The sequence below is a fragment of the Aureivirga sp. CE67 genome (assembly GCF_015767245.1).
In the GTDB taxonomy this organism is placed as follows: domain Bacteria; phylum Bacteroidota; class Bacteroidia; order Flavobacteriales; family Flavobacteriaceae; genus Aureivirga.
This window is the reverse complement of record NZ_JADOTV010000002.1, coordinates 259,813-280,073: the sequence shown is the minus strand read 5'-3', so window position 1 is coordinate 280,073 and position 20,261 is coordinate 259,813. Positions and strand designations below refer to the sequence as shown.

20 protein-coding genes are annotated in these 20,261 nt (G+C 30.8%); 2 read left to right on the top strand and 18 right to left on the bottom strand.

Going from position 1 to position 20,261, the window contains the following annotated elements:
* Positions 1 to 63: 63 nt before the first annotated feature.
* The 11 genes from I0K12_RS05125 to mce all read right to left on the bottom strand — a co-directional run bounded on the left by I0K12_RS05125 (position 64) and on the right by mce (position 9,393).
* On the bottom strand, positions 64 to 495 hold the full coding sequence (locus I0K12_RS05125) for an endonuclease domain-containing protein (RefSeq protein ID WP_196885848.1): 432 nt from the start codon (positions 493 to 495) through the stop codon (positions 64 to 66).
* A gap of 91 nt (positions 496 to 586) precedes the next feature.
* Positions 587 to 1,651 (bottom strand): hypothetical protein, encoded by a 1,065-nt coding sequence (locus I0K12_RS05120; protein WP_196885846.1) that lies wholly within the window; start codon positions 1,649 to 1,651, stop codon positions 587 to 589.
* A gap of 420 nt (positions 1,652 to 2,071) precedes the next feature.
* Positions 2,072 to 4,276: a flotillin family protein gene (locus tag I0K12_RS05115; protein ID WP_196885844.1), complete on the bottom strand. Its 2,205-nt coding sequence runs from the start codon at positions 4,274 to 4,276 to the stop codon at positions 2,072 to 2,074.
* Positions 4,277 to 4,428: 152 nt separating this feature from the next.
* Positions 4,429 to 5,073, bottom strand: coding sequence for an OB-fold-containig protein (locus tag I0K12_RS05110; protein ID WP_196885842.1), 645 nt, complete (start codon positions 5,071 to 5,073; stop codon positions 4,429 to 4,431).
* A gap of 428 nt (positions 5,074 to 5,501) precedes the next feature.
* A complete protein-coding gene (locus I0K12_RS05105) occupies positions 5,502 to 5,738 on the bottom strand; it encodes a hypothetical protein (protein ID WP_196885840.1) in 237 nt (78 codons plus the stop codon).
* Positions 5,739 to 5,832: 94 nt separating this feature from the next.
* On the bottom strand, positions 5,833 to 6,111 hold the full coding sequence (locus I0K12_RS05100; RefSeq protein ID WP_196885838.1) for a hypothetical protein: 279 nt from the start codon (positions 6,109 to 6,111) through the stop codon (positions 5,833 to 5,835).
* A gap of 97 nt (positions 6,112 to 6,208) precedes the next feature.
* Positions 6,209 to 6,898 (bottom strand): tRNA pseudouridine(55) synthase TruB, encoded by a 690-nt coding sequence (truB, locus tag I0K12_RS05095; protein ID WP_196885837.1) that lies wholly within the window; start codon positions 6,896 to 6,898, stop codon positions 6,209 to 6,211.
* 10 nt (positions 6,899 to 6,908) lie between these two features.
* Entirely contained in the window at positions 6,909 to 7,700 is a 792-nt protein-coding gene (locus I0K12_RS05090) for an undecaprenyl-diphosphate phosphatase (protein WP_196885836.1), read from the bottom strand.
* A gap of 127 nt (positions 7,701 to 7,827) precedes the next feature.
* On the bottom strand, positions 7,828 to 8,079 hold the full coding sequence (locus tag I0K12_RS05085) for a DUF3098 domain-containing protein (protein WP_196885835.1): 252 nt from the start codon (positions 8,077 to 8,079) through the stop codon (positions 7,828 to 7,830).
* Between the two features lie 7 nt (positions 8,080 to 8,086).
* Positions 8,087 to 8,965 carry a cell division protein FtsX gene (locus tag I0K12_RS05080; RefSeq protein ID WP_196885834.1) on the bottom strand — a complete coding sequence of 293 codons (879 nt, stop codon included), beginning with the start codon at positions 8,963 to 8,965 and terminating at the stop codon, positions 8,087 to 8,089.
* A 23-nt stretch (positions 8,966 to 8,988) separates the two neighbouring features.
* Positions 8,989 to 9,393 (bottom strand): methylmalonyl-CoA epimerase, encoded by a 405-nt coding sequence (mce, locus tag I0K12_RS05075; RefSeq protein WP_196885833.1) that lies wholly within the window; start codon positions 9,391 to 9,393, stop codon positions 8,989 to 8,991.
* A gap of 188 nt (positions 9,394 to 9,581) precedes the next feature.
* On the opposite strand from mce, the gene rbfA reads away from it, so the two are divergent.
* Positions 9,582 to 9,974, top strand: a complete 393-nt coding sequence (rbfA, locus tag I0K12_RS05070; protein WP_196885823.1) for a 30S ribosome-binding factor RbfA — start codon at positions 9,582 to 9,584, stop codon at positions 9,972 to 9,974.
* Position 9,975: 1 nt separating this feature from the next.
* Positions 9,976 to 11,181 carry an ABC transporter permease gene (locus tag I0K12_RS05065; protein WP_196885808.1) on the top strand — a complete coding sequence of 402 codons (1,206 nt, stop codon included), beginning with the start codon at positions 9,976 to 9,978 and terminating at the stop codon, positions 11,179 to 11,181.
* A 458-nt stretch (positions 11,182 to 11,639) separates the two neighbouring features.
* Here the strand turns inward: I0K12_RS05065 and I0K12_RS05060 are convergent, their stop codons facing one another.
* From I0K12_RS05060 to pgi, 7 genes are all read right to left on the bottom strand, one after another.
* Positions 11,640 to 12,098: an RNA methyltransferase gene (locus tag I0K12_RS05060; protein ID WP_196885806.1), complete on the bottom strand. Its 459-nt coding sequence runs from the start codon at positions 12,096 to 12,098 to the stop codon at positions 11,640 to 11,642.
* A 128-nt stretch (positions 12,099 to 12,226) separates the two neighbouring features.
* Positions 12,227 to 13,222 carry an acyl-ACP desaturase gene (locus I0K12_RS05055; protein ID WP_196885804.1) on the bottom strand — a complete coding sequence of 332 codons (996 nt, stop codon included), beginning with the start codon at positions 13,220 to 13,222 and terminating at the stop codon, positions 12,227 to 12,229.
* Between the two features lie 22 nt (positions 13,223 to 13,244).
* Positions 13,245 to 13,979, bottom strand: a complete 735-nt coding sequence (locus I0K12_RS05050; protein WP_196885803.1) for a lysophospholipid acyltransferase family protein — start codon at positions 13,977 to 13,979, stop codon at positions 13,245 to 13,247.
* A 94-nt stretch (positions 13,980 to 14,073) separates the two neighbouring features.
* On the bottom strand, positions 14,074 to 14,508 hold the full coding sequence (locus I0K12_RS05045; protein WP_196885802.1) for a hypothetical protein: 435 nt from the start codon (positions 14,506 to 14,508) through the stop codon (positions 14,074 to 14,076).
* 129 nt (positions 14,509 to 14,637) lie between these two features.
* Positions 14,638 to 15,723 (bottom strand): hypothetical protein, encoded by a 1,086-nt coding sequence (locus I0K12_RS05040; protein ID WP_196885801.1) that lies wholly within the window; start codon positions 15,721 to 15,723, stop codon positions 14,638 to 14,640.
* 21 nt (positions 15,724 to 15,744) lie between these two features.
* Positions 15,745 to 18,318: a TonB-dependent receptor gene (locus I0K12_RS05035; RefSeq protein WP_196885800.1), complete on the bottom strand. Its 2,574-nt coding sequence runs from the start codon at positions 18,316 to 18,318 to the stop codon at positions 15,745 to 15,747.
* Positions 18,319 to 18,684: 366 nt separating this feature from the next.
* Positions 18,685 to 20,256, bottom strand: a complete 1,572-nt coding sequence (gene pgi, locus I0K12_RS05030) for a glucose-6-phosphate isomerase (protein WP_196885799.1) — start codon at positions 20,254 to 20,256, stop codon at positions 18,685 to 18,687.
* Positions 20,257 to 20,261: the final 5 nt, after the last annotated feature.

Here is a 20,261-nt window from a genome sequence, read left to right as displayed (position 1 = left end):
ATAAAGATTTTTAAATTCCTCTCTCGAAAAGAATTAGAAATGTATTCTCTTCACACTCAATAATCAGTTCCCCTCTTGAGAGGGGCTAGGGGTGTGTTTTTCCAAATCAACCTCAACATCTCCACCACCCTCAAATTCCAAAATATAATTTTCAATAACTAGAATCACATTCTCCATATCATCAAAAACATCTTTATCCTGAAATCTCAATATTTTTAATCCTTGTTTTTCTAAATCCAAAGTTTTTTGTTTGTCTTTCTCAAAAACTTCATCCAGCTGATGAGAATAACCATCTAATTCTATTACTAAATTCAAATCATAACAATAAAAATCTACAATATATTTCAACAAAGGTTTTTGTCTCGAAAATTGATAACCATACAATTGCTTTCCCTTCAATTTTTGCCAAAGTAAAATCTCACTCTTCGTACTTTTATTTCGTAACTCTTTAGCAAGCTCCTTCAACTCTGAATTATATGGTATTATTTTTCTCATTGTTTATGTTTTTTTCAAGTTCCCAGTTAAATACTCTCTTCACTCCCAAAAATAAGTTCCCCTCTCGAGAGGGGCTAGGGGTGTGTTCAAATTACTTTTTCAAAATTTCATCAATTGGAATTGTTTTCTTTAAATCATCTCTTAATTGATAAAGTTCTTTTAAAAATTCACTGTCCTTAGAATAATAATTTTTATAATTTCCTTCTAATTGTTTTGCATAATTCAAAGAATCAAACTCTAAAGAATAAATTTCTTTTCTAATTGTTGAAAATTTAAGAATAATTACATTAGTACTCTTAGCAGTGTAAACTTTTGTTATTTTCTTTAGTTCAATTGTTTTTTTTATAAAGTCTTTTAAATTTTCATCTTTTAAGAATTTTAAATCTATTTCCTCTTCATTATTTATACTTTGATAATATTTTTCGATAAATTCTTCAAATAAAACGTACCATGGATCAGATTCTAAATTCCTTTTTTCAAATTCTTCTTTTAAATAAACAATTTCATCAATATTGCTATTAATATCTCTTACGAGTTTACGCTTTATATTAACTTTATCAATGATATAATTATCATATTTCCCTTTTAATTCTTTGATTGCAATTGAATAAAAATGAAATTTACTATATAATGTATTATAATGTTTTACATTAGTTTCTTTTTCATAAAAAACTTGAAAACTTTTAAAAATTTCTACTGAGTTCAACTCTAAAAAAGGATTTAACTCCATATAAATTGTAAAATAAAGTAGATTACTCTTTAATGGATGTTCTTTTTCTTTTTCATAAAATTCTTTTAGATAACCTCCAGTTTTATCAACAATATCAATTAATTTATCCAAATAATTCTGACAAAAAAGGATATTATCATATAATTTCTCTAGCTCCTCTTTTTCTTTATGTTTTAAGTTTTTTTCATGTAAATCTTTTTGTTGAATAATTGTATATATAACAAAAAGAATAGATAAAAAAGTTAGTAAAGAACCAACTAAAGCAGCATAACTTGAAATTATACTTCCTTTTTTATCAAAATCTATGTCAAACCATTTTGGATTATCAACAATATAAATTGCTTTTATCGTAAAAATAATTACTAAAAATGCAACTAAAATTGAAATGGTAATTATTATATTTTTTTTAGATAATTTTTTATTCATGGCAAATTACTTTTAAACACACCCCTAACCCCTCTCAAGAGGGGAACTTACATTCTTTACTTCTTATAGAACTTGTATAATTATTATTCAGAAACTGTAAGAAATCAATCAGACAGTTGCATTTGTCACTCCGACACTTGTTTTCAAGACTCAGACACTTTGAGGAATCACTCAGACAGTTGCATTTAGCACTCAGACACTTGTTTTTAAGACTCAGACACTTTGAAAAACTACTCCAACAGTTGCATTTATCACTCCGACATTTGTTTTTAAGACTTAGACATTTTGAAAAACTACTCAGACAGTTGAAACACACCCCTAGCCCCTCTCAAGAGAGGAACTTTTGTTCCTTACTTTTTTAAAAACTTAGAACATTTCTTTCGAAATGTCCTAAGTTGATTCAAAACCCAAACAAATATTTTAGTTCAATCCGATGCTAGCTGGAGTTTTATCTGAAACACCTAACATTTTAGAAACCGATTGTAATTGGTTTAACACAGAAAGAGAATCTTCATCTTGTGTTTGTTGCATTAATTTGTAAAGTAATGCAGAGATTGTTAAGTTTTTCAAATCTTCAGAGTTTACTCCAAACTGATCGATAAACATTTTAAAATTTTCTTTAAAACCATTTCCATTTTCACCATTGAAGAAAGTTCCTTTTACTTCTTGTAAAACCTCACTATTTCCAACAGCTTTGTCAATTGCTTTTCCAGTTGTAATTGCGCTAGTCAATTTATCAAAGAACATAGACTCCCCACCGATAATATCGATATTAGAAGACTGTAACGCTTCCGCTAATACACCAGCTTGTGAAGCAGCAACATCTTTGTTTGCATCAATTCTAGCTAACTCAATTTCTTTAGCTTGCTCTAAGCGTAAACGGAACTCCTCATGAGCAACGCTTGTAGGATCCAATGTTTTCATCGCATCTGCTTTCTTACGGATTCCTTCTGCTTCCACTTCCAGTTTCTCGTTTAAGATGCGAACATCCACCAATCCTTGTTTTTCATTAGCTTCCGCCTGAACTTGAATAACTTCCGCTTTTGCTAATCCCTTCTCTTTTTCAATTTGTGCAGCAACTTCCCCAATTTGTCTGTCCGCCTCCGCTTGAGCAGCTCCTTTAACTTCAATTCCCTTTGCTTCTGCATGAGCTGTTGCCTCAACAGCAGCAGCCTCAGCAGCAGCCTCTTTTTCACGCGCTTCCGCTTTTGCTTCCATCACCTGTGCCTCCGACATTCCGATTGCAGCAGCTTCGGCAGCAGCAGCTTCCGCTAATATTTTTGTAGCTTCCGCATCATGAATTGCAGCAGTTTCTTTACTCTTCGCATCAATTAACATACGTTCCGCATCCAATTTCGAAGCTTCTTTCGCAGCATCTGCTTCTTTGATTTTCTTCACTAATGCTGATTCTGCTTCTTGCTCTGCGTTTTTCAATGCAACTACTTTATCTCTTTCCGCTTTCGCTAGTGCTTGTGTATCTTTAATTTTTTCTTGTTCTTCTACAACCGCTTTTTCTACAGAAACTCTCTCACGAATTACATCCTGAATATTTTTCTGTTCCACTTCGATTGCTCTTTGTTTTTCAATTTGAGCTAACTCAACAATTCTTGTTTTTTCTGTTTCTTCTAAAAGTCTTGCTTGCTCTACACGCTCTGCTTCTATTGCTTCGATTTTCTCTTTGTTTTTCTCTGCAACAATTACCTCACGCATTCTGTTTTCTTCTGCAATCTGGATTTGCTCTTCTGTAGCAATCCTAGCTTTTTCTGCTTTTAAGCGTTCTTCTTCATTGATTCTATCAATTTCCGATTGCTCTCTAGCTTTGATATTTTCGATTTCACGTTTTTGACGCTCTTCTGCTTCTATTTTTTGTTTTTCTAAGTTTAAAATTGTCTCTTGTGCCTCAACATCTTGTTGTTTGATTGTTTTTTCTTTATCTCTTTCAACTAAATTAGATTGTACTTTTTGCTCTGCAGTTAATTCAATAATTTTCTTGATACCTTCTGCATCTAAAATATTACTCTCGTCTAATTCGTTAATTGGAGTTTGCTCTAAAAAGTCAATCGCACAATCTTCTAATTTGTATCCATTAAGATCTGTTCCGATAATATTTACAATAGCTTGATTGAATTCTCTACGAGAAGTATATAATTCGATAAAATCAAATTGCTTACCTACTGTCTTTAATGCTTCTGCAAATTTTGGTTCATATAATCCTCTTAACGTTTCTGGATCTGAAGCTCTATCACAACCAATAGATTTAGCAACTTCTGCAACTTTATCCACATTCACACGAACGAAAAAAGTTACTTTAATATCTGCTCTCATATTGTCTTTACAAATCAGACCTTCTGAACCAGTTCTTGAAATATTAATTGTTTTCACACGAATATCCATTTTTTCTAGTCTATGAATCACGGGTACCGAAATCAAACCTGAAGAAGATACTTTTGGTTTCTTATCTACACCTCCAAAACCTCCAGTTCGAACTAAAACTTCTCCCTGAGCTGCTTTGTTATACATTTTGATGATAATGACTAAAAAAACAATAATTGCAAAGGCTCCTAAACCAAGGCTTATATAGCCTGCAAAAGCTCCTGCTCCTAATTCTTGTACTGTTTCTTCCATAATTAAATTTTTGTTTTTAGATTAATTTATAATTTACTTTTTGTTTGTTCTTTGCTTAAAATTTGAATGTACTTTTCCTATCCAGCTTTTGCTTTCCCTCCATTTTCAGAAGGGAAAAACTGGTTAATTCAAATATGTATAAAATGTTGTTTCTAAATTTTTGCTACTAAGTAGTAGTCGTTCTCTTCGAAGTGTTCTACTATTACAACTTCGTCTCCTCTATAAATCTTTCTCCCTTCAATAGACTTAATGTTCAATCGAATCTTATCTCCTTGAAAATCTAAATCTGCTTGGCTCAATTTTTCATTTTCAGTATCATAAAGCACCGTACACATTTTACCAACAAAATTAGTATCGATAGTTCCGTCTAATCCATCCCAAACTTTTACGAAAGGAATACAAGCATATTTTGCAAACAGCAAGGATACGAATGTAATAGGAATTAAAAGTAAAAACCCTATTAAGAAAGAGTTATTTCCAATCAAATGGTTTATATAAATTGAAAGTCCCCACATTGGAATTGCTACGAAAAACAGGTAAATCATGATTGGCAATTTCCCGATATTGAAAAAAGTCAAAACCCCCGAAAGTCCTCCTCCAGTAGAAATATCTGCATCTGTATCTATGTCGGCATCTACGTCCATATCAACGTCTACATCTGTATCTATATCAAAATCAAGGGAATCAAATTCAATTAAACCAACAATTGCTATTAATCCATACAAGATTAAAAATATTAGCAAAGCTGTTGGGATGATGTTTGCTCCTGTTGTTGCAATTTTTAATAACTCTAACATTTTCGATTAATTTAAGTTTTAAGTTTACGTTTTATAGATTATAATATTTTCATTAAAACTTTATTTTAATTAATTATTAATTACTGTTTCAATGTTTTTGATAAAAATATGTCAAATTTTTATAATTTTCAAGAACAAGTATTATTATTATGAAAATCTAAAAAACTGCTAATAAAAATTTCAATAATATTATTTTAACACTATTAAAATTAGCATCAAATTAAAATAACTATAAAATTTAGCTCTTTTTTTAGCTAAAAAAATTAGTTTTAAACAAGTGAAAAGTAACAATAAAAGCTTTAAATCGTCATATCTGGTTAGATTCGCTAAAAAAAATAGCAATTTTTAGATTTTAGGTTAAAAATTTAGACATAAAAAAACAGCTCAAAAAGAGCTGTCATTTTATTAATTTAATTTTATAAAGAATCTTATTTTTCTTTACAAGAACCTCCTCCAAGTTCTATATTCTTTTTATGATCTTCATAAGAAATCGTCTGACCTAATACTTTAATGTTTCCATCTGCATCAGGACAAAGTGTATTTTTTATTCCATTTAACTCACATTCATAACAAGGTGTAGAATCATCACCATCATCTTCTGAACAAGAAATAAAACTAGCTGTAGAAATTGCCATCATAGCAACAAACAATTTAATGTTTTTCATAAGAAATTTGATTATTTTTTAGTTTTGCCAAATATATAAAATAAAAAAACAGCTCAATTGAGCTGTTTTAAACAATAATTTTATTTTAAACTAATTATTTCTTTGTACACTCAGCACCAACTAATTCCTGTAAAGAAACATACTCATCTAAAGTAGTATCTTCAACAGTATTTGATATGCCTTGAGTTGTTACAGTTAAAGTTCCATCTTCATTTTCACAAATATTTTGTACTTGAGAATTTCCTAATATTTCTATTTTACACTCATAACAATTTTGAGCTGAATTTGAATCTCCATCATCATCTTTAGAACAAGATGTGAATCCTAATGTACCGATAGCTAATACTGCTACTAAAACTCTAAAGTTTTTCATAATATTTTTTATTGTTTTGGTTAAATTTCTGCCAAATATATAAATATTATGTTAATTTTAATTACAAAGATGATATTTATAACAATTATAAATAATATTATAAACTTTCAATAAACTCTTCAATAGTCTGCGCTTCCTCTACAGAAAAATCTCCAATTTTAGTTCTTCTCAATACAGTAAGATGCCCACCAGAATTTAAAGCTTTCCCAAAATCATATGCAAGAGAACGAATATAAGTTCCTTTTGAACAAACAACACGAAACTCCACATCTGGGAAATTAATCTTTGTAATTTCAAATTCTGGAATTGTAATTTTTCTAGTTTTAATCTCTACCGTTTCTCCAGCTCTTGCAATTTCATATAAACGTTTTCCATCTTTACGAAGCGCAGAAAAAATTGGTGGTTTCTGATCAATTTCACCAATAAACTGTTTCGTAGTTTCATGAATCATTTCCTCTGTGATATGTTCTGTAGGAAAAGTTTCATTCACTTCTGTTTCTAAATCATAACTAGGAGTTGTTGCTCCCAAACGAATTGTTCCAGTATATTCTTTAATTTGTCCCTGATAAGTTTCAATTTTCTTTGTGAATTTTCCAGTACAAATCACCAAAAGTCCAGTTGCTAAAGGATCTAAAGTTCCAGCATGTCCAACTTTGATTTTTTTAATATCGAATTTTTTACGAATATGCCATCTCAGTTTATTCACCACCTGAAAAGATGTCCATTCTAAAGGTTTATCAATTAATAAAACCTGACCATTTTTAAAGTCTTCCAATTCTAAGCTCATTCTATCCTTCTTATATAATTGAATAAATAATTGCAATCACACCAACAACTGCGCAATAAATTGCAAAATAACTAAGTTTACTTTTTTTCACCAAAGCAATCATCCACTGACAAGCCAAAAGACCTGAAAAAAACGCAGCAATAAATCCTGCACTCATCACTCCAATCTGATCACTTTCAATCGAAATTCCACCTCCTAAAATATCTTTTGCTACTTTTCCAAAAATCAATGGAACCACCATTAAAAATGAAAATTTTGCAGCTTTTGTTCTATCAATCCCAAGTAATACCGAGGTTGCAATTGTCGAACCCGAACGAGAAATTCCTGGTAACATCGCAACTGCTTGTGAAACTCCAACAATAAATGCGTTTGAATAACTAACATCTTTTATTGTATTTTTTGCTTTATCTGCTAACAATAAAAGTAAAGCTGTAACTAAAAGCATCGCTCCTACTAAAACAATTTTTCCGCTAAAAAAAGCTTCTAAATGTTCTTCAAAAAGTAATCCTACAACTACTGCAGGCAACATAGAAACAATAATTTTTACAGAAAATTCTGTTTGATCATTCCATTTAAACTGAAATAACCCTTTGATAATTTCCATGATTTCTTTTCTAAAAATCACGATGGTACTTAATGCTGTTGCGAAGTGTAAAACCACTGTAAAAGTCAAACTTTCTTTTGGCACAGCTTCATTTCCAAAAAGTGCTTTGGTCAATTCCAAGTGACCACTCGACGAAACAGGTAAAAATTCCGTCAAACCTTGTACAATTCCTAAAATAATTGCTTCTAAAAAATCCATTTTATTCTTTGAGGTTTAGCAATTGCTAATATTTAATTTTGTTTATTATTTTTTACAAAAAAATTCCCAACAAATCTTGAAGGGAATTTGGTATTATCTTTTAAAGAATGTCTCGAAAAACAATCTTTTAATCTTCTGTTTTCTTCTCTTTCTTTTTTGCTACAATCGCATAAACTTGAATAGCAAAACCGATAAGAACAACAGTTGGTGCCAATCGAATTCTTCTAAAATCATAAATATCTGGGCTAAATACATTCGGATCATCCGAAGAACCTCCAGACATTAGAACAAATCCGATAATAATAACTACAAGACCAATCAGCATAATTTTGTAATTATATCCATCGAATAAAAACTGTTTGTTCGAATTTTCTTTCATATTTTTATTAATAATATAGTTCGTTAATTCTAAGGTTTAAGAATCTTTGTGTTGCAAAATACGTACTAATCCAAGTAATAATAATTCCAAGCACAAGAATTCCAGAAAATAAGAAAATCAAAAACTCTAGATTTTCCAACATGCTAAATTGTGGAAATTGAATATCTCCATAATAAATTATTCCACCAAGACCTAAAATTGCAAATAAAGCTCCTACAATTCCAAGTTTGATACTAGTATAAATAAATGGTTTTCGAATAAAACTCTTCGTAGCTCCAACCATTTGCATTGTCTTAATTGTAAATCTTTTAGAATATACTGAAAGACGGATTGATCCATTGATAAGAATAATCGCTACAAATGTAAAAAACACACTAAAACCAAGAATCCAAATACTTAATCGATTGATATTTTTGGTTAGAATTGTAATCAAAGGCTTGTCGTAAGAAACTTCATAAACAAATTTCTGACGTTTGATTTCTTTCTCTATTTCTTCAATCTTTTCTGGTGTTACATAATTTGCTTTCAAATAAACATCAAAAGCATTTTTAAGTGGATTTTCTCCAATAAAGTTTACAAAATCTTCTCCTATATCATCCTGAAACTGTTTTGCTGCTTCATTTTTATCTATAAAAACAACTTTTTTAGCATAGTCAGAAGTTTTCAATTTGGATTCAAATAACTTGATTTGACTTTGAGCAGTATCATCTTTTAAGAAAACTGTCAGCGCAACATTTTCCTTCACATGATCCGTAACATCTTTCGTTTTGAAAACAACAATACCTAAAAGTCCAACAAGAAATAGTACCAAACCAATACTAACTATTACAGAAAAATAGGAAGAACGCAAGCGTCTTTTTTGGTAACGATCATGTTGTCTAGACATTTATTTTTAGGTTTTATAGGTTATTATTCTTCAATTTCTTGACAAAGCTCTACAAGAACTCCGTGTGTATCTTTCGGGTGTAAAAATACAACTAATTTGTTATCTGCTCCTTTTTTTGGCTTCTCATTTAAAACTTTAAAACCATCTTCTTTCAGACGCTCCATTTCCGAGTAAATATTATCTACTGCAAAAGCAATATGATGAATTCCTTCTCCTCTTTTTGCAATAAATTTTGCTATTGGGCTATCTTCTTTTGTTGCCTCTAAAAGTTCTATTTTATTCGGACCACTTTCAAAAAAAGAAGTTCGTACACCTTCGCTTTCTACTTCCTCGATTTTATATGCTTCTTTTCCAAAAAGGGCTGCATACACTTGGTTTGATTTTTCTAAATCTTTTACAGCAATACCAATGTGTTCAATTTTTTTCATTAATAATGTTTTAGTTTGGTTATAATTATCACAAAACTTAAACGGAATAATTGAATTAGAATTTTAAAAGTAAGAATCTTTTAAAATATCTTTAACAAAACCCCGTTCTGATGTAAAATATTTTGTAATAATACTTAATAGTTGGTCTTAAAGTTTCAAAAATATCAAATAAAACGTATTTTTGCAAAATGGAAACAACGAGACAGAAGAAAATTGCAGGAGTTCTTCAAAAGGATTTAGTAGATATTTTGCAATCTGCTGCAAAAGAAGGAATGAAGGGTGTGATTATCTCTGTTACAAGAGTAAATGTAACAACAGATTTATCGCAAGCTAAAGTGTATTTAAGCGTTTTCCCATCGGAGAAGAGAGATGAGTTGATTGAGGCAATCAAAACAAATACACATTTAGTACGTCATGAATTAGCTCTACGTACAAAAAATCAATTGAGAAGAATGCCAAATTTAGAGTTCATCGGAGATGATTCTCTAGATTATATTGAAGGTATCGATGATGCTTTAAAAGGAAAGAAGGAAAATCCTATTAAAAATCCTGATATTTTACCAAGAAGACAAAAAAGATAAATTGAATTTTTCTTTATACATAGCCAAAAGATATTTATTTTCTAAAAACAGCAATAATGCGATAAACATCATCACATTTATTGCTGTTTTTGCGGTTATGGTTGGTACACTTTCTTTGTTTGTCGTACTTTCTGTTTTTTCTGGTTTAAAAGATTTGGGTGAAGAAAGCTTAAATGCGATTACGCCTTCTCTGGAAATTTCACCGAAAAAAGGAAAATCTTTCTTCTTTAATGATACTATTCAAAACATTATTGAAGAAAATAAAGACATTGCTTACTACTCAAAAGTTATTGAAGAAAAGTCTTTTTTGAAAAATGGAGAAAAAGAAATCATAGCAAACTTTAAAGCTGTGGATACTAATTTTTCCAAACTCACTAATATTCGAAATAGTATTTATACAGGTTCTTGGTTTGACAAACGTTTTGAAAATAGCGCAGTAATTGGGATTGGAATTTCAAACGAACTTTCTATTTCTGCCTATGAATTTGGAGCAAATCTGAAAATGTTCGTTCCAAAGCCAGGAAAAGGAACTGTTACAAGTGTTAGTAAAGCATTTAATGAAATCAATACTTCTGTTACTGGAGTTTTTGCTGCAAATAATGAAGATCTAGATTTTAATTATATTTTTATTCCACTGAAATCTGGACAAGAACTTTTAGGATATAAACCAAATCAGATTTCTAGCATTGAACTTTCTGTACCAAATGCAAGTGATATTAATTCGGTTGCTAATTATTTAAAGGATAAAATCGGAAATACTTTTGAAGTAAAAACAAGAAATGAACTAAATGCAGATTATTATCGTCTGATTAATTCAGAAAGGTTTATCACTTATCTTATTTTTTGTTTGATTTTAATTATTGCACTTTTCAATGTTGTTGGAGTAATTATCATGATGATTATTGATAAAAAAGATAACCAGAAAACACTTTACAACATCGGAGCTTCTATCAAAGATATCAAACGAGTTTTCATTCTTCAAGGTTTTTTACTTTCTGTCCTTGGATTATTTATCGGACTTGGACTTGGGATTATTTTTGTACTACTACAACAACATTTTGGAATCATTATGATTACCAGCACACTTCCTTACCCAATGACACTAACACTTACAAATGTGTCCGTGGTATTTTTCACGATTCTAGCTCTAGGTTACATTGCTTCTCTTATCGCTAGTAGTCGTATTTCAAAACAATTAATTGACTAAAAAATACAATTTTCAGATTCATTTTCTCAATGTTTATGGTGTGTTATGAAATGATGTGTTCTTTATTTATTCTAATATAGTTTAATTTATAAAACATATAATTTTAGAATAATTACAATTTTCAAAAGAAAATTCTCAATGTTTATGCGACATTAAGGATTGAAGTGAAAAGCTTTTTCTTTTTCAAAATTTAGATTTTTTGAGAAACGGAGGCGACCTTAGAAGCCCACGGATTCTCTAAAAATTCTTTTTTGAAAATGAAAAACTTGAAACGGAAAGCCTGACCTTTTTCTGAGTTTTATGAAACGAAGAAAAATGGGAATGCCCTAATTATTTTTAGGTAAGAATTTAAAAACACACCCCTAGCCCATCTCAAGAAGGGAAAATAAAAATTGCCTTCGAGAACCTCAGGTAACACTTCGAGAACCTCAGGCAACACTTCAGAGAAACTTTAAAACTTATTTAAATTTCTTTTTCATATTTCGATCATACATCACGATACTTCCTGCTACAGCAACGTTAAGACTCAGTGGTGTATCAAACTTCACAAGATGATGTGACTTCTCAATTGCTTTATTAGACAAACCATGATCTTCTGCACCTAAAAGATAAACACAACGTCTTGGATGTTCAAAAGTTTCTAGAGGAACTGCTTTCTCATCTAACTCTACTCCTACAAGCATAGCTCCTTTTGGAAGATGTGCATAAAAATCTTCAAAATCTTTATAATGAAAATATGGCATTGCACCAACTGCTTTATGTGTATCACAAGCTTGTTTTGCATATCTATTTCCGATAGTAAAAATAAAACTGGCTCCCATATTTTGAGCAGAACGCCAAAGTACGCCTAAGTTTTCTGGAGTTTTTCCATTTTGCATTCCAATCCCAAAAAAACCTTGCTCTAAATTATCAATCATCTTCTTATTTTTTAGACTGCAAAATTAGTTGAATTTTATGGCAAAAAAAAAGAGGTTTATAAAAAAACCTCTTCATTTTATTACGAGTGCTTAAACACACCCCTAGCCCCTCTCAAGAGGGGAACTTATTATATTTTTAATTCTGGTTGTTGTAACCATTTAAAATCATATTTTGTATCAGGAACTACGATTCTATCCGTAATTCTCTGCATTCTTGATGGAAGACGCATTAAATAGTCTCTTGCTTTCTCTGCTTCATCAGTAAGACCATTGATATTTTGAATATCCCAGTCTTTTAGAAGCTTTTCTAAGATATCAATATAATCTTGTGCTGTATAAACTCCTGCTCTTTGTGCTACGTTAGAAAATTGATCAAATAAAGTTCCTTTCTCTGCTCCACCTTCACGAAGATTCATTGCTGGCATCACAATTTTGTGTTTCATCATGTGATGGAAAGCAAGCATCATTTCACTTGGATCGTACTGGAAAATGTGACGAATAAAATCTGTATAAGCTAAGTGGTGACGCATTTCGTCTCCGGCAATAATTCTAGACATTTTTGCTAATGCTTTATGTCCTTTTTTCTTTGCGATTTTAGCCACATTGATATGCGAAATATATGTTGCTAATTCTTGGAAACTTGTATAAACGAAGTTTTTGTATGGATCTGTTGAAGTTCCGATATCAAAACCATCGTTAATTAAGTGTTGTGTCGTGATTTCTACCTCACGCATATTCACTCTTCCTGAAAGGTATAAATACTTGTTTAAAACGTCTCCATGGCGGTTTTCTTCACCTGTCCAAGCTCTAACCCATTTTGCCCATGAATTATCATGTGGGTCTTGCTGAACTCCTTCTAAATCTAATAACCAAGATTCATAAGTTGGTAAAGCTTCCTCTGTAATGGTATCTCCAACAAGACAAACCCAGAAATCATCATCCATATCTTTTGATATTTCTCTAATTTCTTTGATTTCCTCGATGAAGTTATCCCCCTGTGGATCTGGTAAAAAATCCGTTGGCTGCCAAATCTGTTCTACAGGAATAAGATATTTGTCCACAAACTCTCCGATACTTTTCTCAAGAGTTTGCATCACTTCTAGTCTAATATTTTTTATTGACATAATTGTCTTTATTAAGGGGTGTTTATGCTGTTACAGCACTTTTCACTGTTTGTTCTACTTCTTTAAAAAGCTCCTCAAATGGCATTGAATCTGCTTTGATTGGTTTATGTGCAATTATCTCTAAATGCACTCCGATGTTTAGTGGAAAACTTCCTTTTTCTACTAATTTCCAAGAGTTGTTAATTGTCACAGGAACTACATAAGCTCCTGGTGCAAATTTCACTAACATTTTAACTCCATTCTCAGAAAATCGTTTTGGTTTTCCATTCTTACTTCTAGTACCTTCCGGAAAAATCACGCCAGAGTAATTATTTTTATGCAAATATTTTCCAAAATTTCTAATTGCTAATAATGATTGCTTTGCATCTTTACGATCAATTAGCACAGAACCTCCATGACGAAGGTTAAAAGAAACACTTGGAATCCCCTTTCCTAGTTCAATTTTTGAAACAAATTTTGGATGATATTTTCTCATAAAATATGAAATTGGAGAAATATCATACATACTTTGGTGATTTGAAACTAAAATCATTGGGGCATCATCAGGTAATTCTCCTTCTGCCTTAAACGTAATTTTAGTTCCTAATATTTTTAAACATTGTAATAAAGTATAGTTAAAAGCATCTACTGTTCTTTTGTGTCCTTTATATCCTCCTAGTTTTAATCCTAACCATTGAATGGCGTGAAAGATTACAAGTGTGGATCCGAAAGCGATATAATAGAATACACTCAGTATATACGATAAAATAGTTTTCATGTTTGAGATTAAAAATTTGATTTGGCAAAGAAACAAAAAAAATCCTAAGTACTAAGACTTAGGATTTTCTATAATTTGAAATTTTATATTTTTCTTAAGAAGCAAACCACATTTTCCATGGAATTTTAGCTAAAATCAATAATAATGCGATTCCGTAAAAAACCATGATTGTTTTAAACTTAGATTTAGCATCTTCTTTCTTCTTGTGTTTAGAAAATCCAATTGTGATTAATGCAATTGCAATTAACATTGTGATTGGGTGTTCTACTACAGCATTTCTAGCAGCAGAATTTTTCATTACAGCTCCCATTCCACCTTCTGTTAAAGCAGCGATTTTTGGAGATGTAAAAAACCATACTAAACCGATTAATAATTGAATATGGGATGCAATTAATGTAAATAGGTAAATCTTTTTGTTTTTGTCTGAATATGGTTTGTTTGAAGAAAAACCTATGATGCTATTTAATAGCGCAGCTAATACTAGAATAAGCACTGCATAAGCAACATATGAATGGATTTGTAATAACATGATATTTTATTTATAGATTCGAACAAAAATAAGCATTTAGTCTTTATCTACCGTATTCTATAAAAGAAAAAAACCTGCTCTAATTAAAGAACAGGTTTTTCGAAAAATATTTAAAAATAATTGATTCAATTATTCAACGATTTCATAGTTTCCTTCAGCATTTAAGATAACTCTAATGCTATCAGAACCATTTGTACCATCGTAGTATTTGTAAGTAACTACAAACTCTTGTCCTACTGCAACTTCAGGGAAGTTAGCTTTTAAGATTGTATCAATCTTCTCTACTCTTACAGATAAATCATACTCTCCTTTACCTTCACGGATATCGAAGTTGTTATAGAATCCATTTCCTACTAACTCATAATCAGCGTTAGTTAAAGAATAATAGATTGTTGGATCTGGAATCCATTTTCCTTCGTCTCCTTTTAAGAATAAGTACATATCTTCAACTACTGAAGTAGATTGGATCCATTTATCTCCATTAAAAGTATACTCAACTAAATAATCTTCAAAGATTCTATCTCCTTCGTCATTTTTGTATGTATAAACATAAATTGGGTTTACAACATCACCTTCATTAGCAAATGGATAAAGAGACTCTAAGTAAATTCCAATATTTCTTACAGCTGTAGCATGATCACTAAAGTTTGAGAAAGTTTGTCCCATATCATTGTACTGAGAAGAAGAGAACGTTAATCCTTGAACCCATCCGTTTAAGTAAACGAAAGTATTAGTTAAAGTACTTACACTTCCACTGTAGTAATCATAAGTTAATTCTACAAATGTTCCTCTTGTAGCTGAAGTATATTTAGATTCTAAAAATCCAGCAATTTGATCAGCATTACTAAAGTTAGGGTAAGAATATCCTAAATCTTCATAATCTTGAGCTGTTACAGTATAAGCTTCTAATTCATTTGATAAATCAAAAGAGTTAGATTTGTTAAAGTAAACATCAACAGTAGTTCCGTTAATGTACTCGTGGAAGTTCTTATCTAATACAGAAGGAACTAACTCTAAAGCTTGTTCTTTTGTGTCAAAAAAACCTTGTCCAGATACTACTTCGTTATCGATGTCCTTATAGTCATTTTCAGTTAAAGTATAAGATTCTAACTTTACTGGATTTGCATCTATCTCATCATAGATATCTTCTGTAGCATCACACCCTACGAAAAGTGCAGCAACAGCTAAAAATGCGATTGAAATATATTTTTTCATTTTTTTATAATTTCTTTAGAATTAAAACTTAATTTTTGTTCCTACAGTATATGTTCTTCCAGCTCCGTAGTATACAGCTGCTGTACTAGCATTGTGAGTTCTTCCGTCTAATGCGTCAGAAACATACTCAGTTCCAAATACGTTGTTTACGTTAGCATTTAAAGTAGCATCTAAAGATTTGATGTTAAACTTCCAACGTAATCCTAAATCAACTAATCCGTAGCTTGGTAACTTCCAAGAGTTTACTCCTTCTTCAGCTGCAGATGTTCTGTTTGATGGGTTAAAGTCAGCATATAAGTTATCGTAGTAGATATAGTCAGCTGATAATCTAACTCCGTTGATGATTTCATAGTTAACTCCTAAAGAAGCTGTAGTTTGTGCAGCATCTCCAACTTTTAAATCTTTGATGAATAAGTTTACAGGATCTCCTACTGGGTTTTGATCACCATCAAATAATTGTACATCTAAGATGTTATTTTGCCAGAACCAGTCTCCTACAGAAACCATTCCTTTAAATCCTAACTTTTCAGTTGGGTTATAAGTAAAGTCAAACTCAATTCCTTGGTGGATAGCGTTAACTCCTGTCAAGTTTCCAAAAATATCGATACCATCTTGGTTAACATCTCTCTTTACGAAAGTTCTATCTTTCCATTGCGTTCTATAAACGTTAATGTTAGATCTGAATTTCTCTAATTTAATACCATATCCTAACTCAAGACTGAAGATCTTTTGATTTACAGCATCAGCATTGATAATGTTTTGGAAATTTTGGAATACCGCATCAAAGTTTGGTGCTTTTTCAAAGTATCCAGTATTAAAGAATACATTGTGAGTCTCGTCAATGTTCCAGTTGATTCCTCCTTTTGCACTGAATCCTAAGAAGTTTTGGAAGTCAGTTTCTTGCTCTGGGTCAGAATCTAAGTAGTTAAAGTAGTCAATTCTTTTGTAAGAAGTATTAGATCCAGCTAAAGATACGAATCCTGAAATTACATCATTATCATATTCTAATTGTCCGAATAATCCTTCCCATAATACAACACCATCATTGTTATAAGCAATCTTATCTCCAACTTTAGCTCTATTCATTGGGTTGTTATCATTTGAATTATCAACGTAGTATTTTCCACCTAATAAATCTTCAACCTCTCTAAAGTGCATTCCTCTATAGTATCTTAAATCAACTCCTCCTGATAAAGTCCACTTTTCACCAATTGTAGTGTTTAAATTAGATAAAATTCCGTACCAGTTATGGTTGTTTTTAGAAGCTCTTCTAATTACGTTTGATCCAGCATCTCCTTGAGCTATGTTGTTTTGAACAACTTTATCAAAATCAATTGCTTGATAAGGTCCAAATCTGTATGCAGAACTAGTGTAGTTATAAATGTCATCTTGAATAGCTCTTCCAGCTCCACTAGATAATAATCCAGTTCCTCCACCTTTTCCGATAGAACCGTATAATACAGTTGATAACATCATGTTATCATTGATATTCCAGTAGTGGTTTAAAGAAGCTTGAGGCTTGTGGTAGAAGTTTCTTCTAGCAGAATACTCTTGTCCATTCTTGTATCCGAAGTCTGGGTTGAAACGAATTCCTCTATCTGCTTCTTTATAATCAGCGATTGAAGCTCTTGTAGTTCTTTGGTCGTGCTCTTGTGGTGCTCCAAAAATCGTGAAAGATAATTTGTGAGCATCATTAATTTTCTTAGAAATGTTTGCGAAGTAAGAATATCCTTCGAAAGAAGTTCCATCTACAAATCCATTTCCTGTAGTTCTTGAAGCTGAAACAGTTGCAGCTAATCCATTATCCATTAATCCTGTAGATAATGTAAATCCATATTTTTGGTATCCGTCGTTACCTGTAGAAGCCATTACTTTACCTCCTTTTTCAACGTCAGTTGTTTTAGAGATAATGTTGATTGTTCCTCCAATAGAAGGTACAGCAACTCTAGCAGCTCCTAATCCTCTTTGAACCTGCATTGAGCTAGTTACATCAGATAATCCAGCCCAGTTTGACCAGTATACTCTTCCGTTCTCCATATCATTAACAGGAATACCGTTAATTAATACAGCAATGTTCTCAGAGTTAAATCCACGTAAGTTAATTCTTGAATCTCCGTATCCACCCCCTTGTTTAGTAGCGTATACACCTGGAGTTGTTTTCAAGATCTCTGGATACTCTTGGTTTCCTAATTTTTCTTGAATCTCAGCAGCTTTAATAGTAGAAACAGCTACTGGAGTTTTTCTTCCTGTTGCAACAGAAGCAACAATGTTAATTTCTTCTAATCCAACAGAATTAGATTTTAAGTTAATCGTTCCTAAATCTTTAGTTTCTCCATTAGAAACTGAATAAGAAATCGATTGCGTAGTATATCCCATGAAAGAGATTTCTACAGTTCCACTTCCAGGCTCCACATCAATAGTAAAGATTCCATCAAAATCAGTTGATGCACCTTTAGTAGTTCCTTTCACGATTACATCTGCTCCTGGTAAAGGTCCAGTCTCATCTGTAACCACCCCTGTCAGTTTTGCTTGTGCAAAAATTGCTGATGAAGTTATCATCAACATAGCAATCAATAAATTTTTAAAATTTTTCATTTTTAAATAATTACGTTTTAACATGCGTTGCAAATGTGACTATTTAAAAAATATCTAATTTTAAGTTAATGTTAAGAAATGATAACATTAGGAAGGTAAATAGTTAATAATTAATAGCTAAGACATATGTTAATAAATTCATAATATTTATTGTTTAAATCACACAAATATATTTTTTATTATTATTTTAACATTTAAAATAAATTATCTCAAATTAAAAACCTTTTTTTTTCAATTAAAATTACTCTTAAAAATAACTTAACATAGATTTTCGTGGATTTTTTTAACACTTTAACATGTTAAACTTAACTAAAAAAGCTACTAGTTATTGTTCTAGTAGCTTTTCATAAATATATTTTTTGTATTTTATATAAGATTCGAAATCATCTTATTTGAATTTTCTTTTCCTAATTCTACTCCAAATTGATCAAAGCTAAATATATTCCAAATAACACCTTGTACAAATACTTTATGTTCATACATAGCTATTAACTTTCCAAGAGATTTTGGAGATAGTTGATCTATCATAATAATAGTAGAAGGTTTATTTCCTTCAAAAATCTTATAAGGTAATACTTTTGAAATTTCCTCTGATTTCTTATCAACTTTTAAATCAAGATGAACTTTATTCTTAGATTTCCCAAAACATAATGCATCAGCTTGACCATACATATTAGCCATAAATTGCTTATGTAAACTAGTATTTCCAAACATTGTATTCTTAAATCCAATAAAATCCACTGGAACTAATTTAGTACCCTGATGAATCAATTGCATATAAGCATGCTGTGAATTTGTTCCAACACTTCCCCAAACAATTGTTCCTGTTTGATAATCTATTTTATCTCCATTTCTATCTACACTTTTCCCATTACTCTCCATAGATAATTGCTGAAGATAAGGAACAAAAGATTCTAGAAACTGAGAATAAGGAATTACTAATTCAGAGTCAACATTAAAAAAGTTGTTATACCAAATTCCGATTAAACCTAAAAGAACAGGAATATTTTCTTCAAAAGGTGCTGAAGAAAAATGCGTATCCATTTCATCTGCTCCTTCTAATAACTGCTTAAAATTATCAAATCCAATACTCAAACTAATACTTAAACCAACAGCACTCCATAATGAAAATCTACCTCCAACCCAATTCCACATTGGAAAAATATTCTCTTTACAAATACCAAAAGTATCACAAGCGTTTGTATTTGTACTAACTGCAATAAAATTATGTTTTAAAGTAGCATTATTTGTTTCCTTTAAAAACCAATTTTTAAAATATTCTGCATTTAATTTTGTTTCTAAAGTCGAGAATGATTTAGATACAACAATAAATATAGTAGTTTCAGGATTTAATTTTTGTGTATAATTTTCTAAAAAATCACTATCAATATTGGAAATAAAATGTGTATTTAACTCTGTCTTATAATTAGATAAAGCTTCTACAACCATTTTCGGTCCTAAATCTGAACCTCCAATTCCAATATTTACAATATCTGTTATTTTTTTTCCTGAAAACCCCTTCCATTTTCCATTATTTACTTCTTCTGAAAAATATTTAATTCTTTCGAGTGTATTTTGAACTTCATAGAATCTTTCCCTATTTTTTTTACAAACATTTGATTCTTGACTTCTTAATATTGTATGTAATACAGCTCTTCTTTCTGTTTCATTAATTTCCTCTCCTCTGTATAATTTTTCGATAGCATCTTCTAAATGAACTTCTTTAGCAAGTGCTATAAGCTTTTGAATTGTCTCTTTAGTAATTCTATTTCTAGAAAAATCTATTTCAAAATCTTCAAAAGAAATAGTAAAATTATCTTTTCTTTTTTTATCCTCTTTAAATAAAGAATCCAAATGCTTTTTCTTAATATCAGAAAAATGCAAGCTTAAATTCTCCCAGGACTTTGTATTTGTAGGGTTAACTTTCTTTAAAGACATTTCAA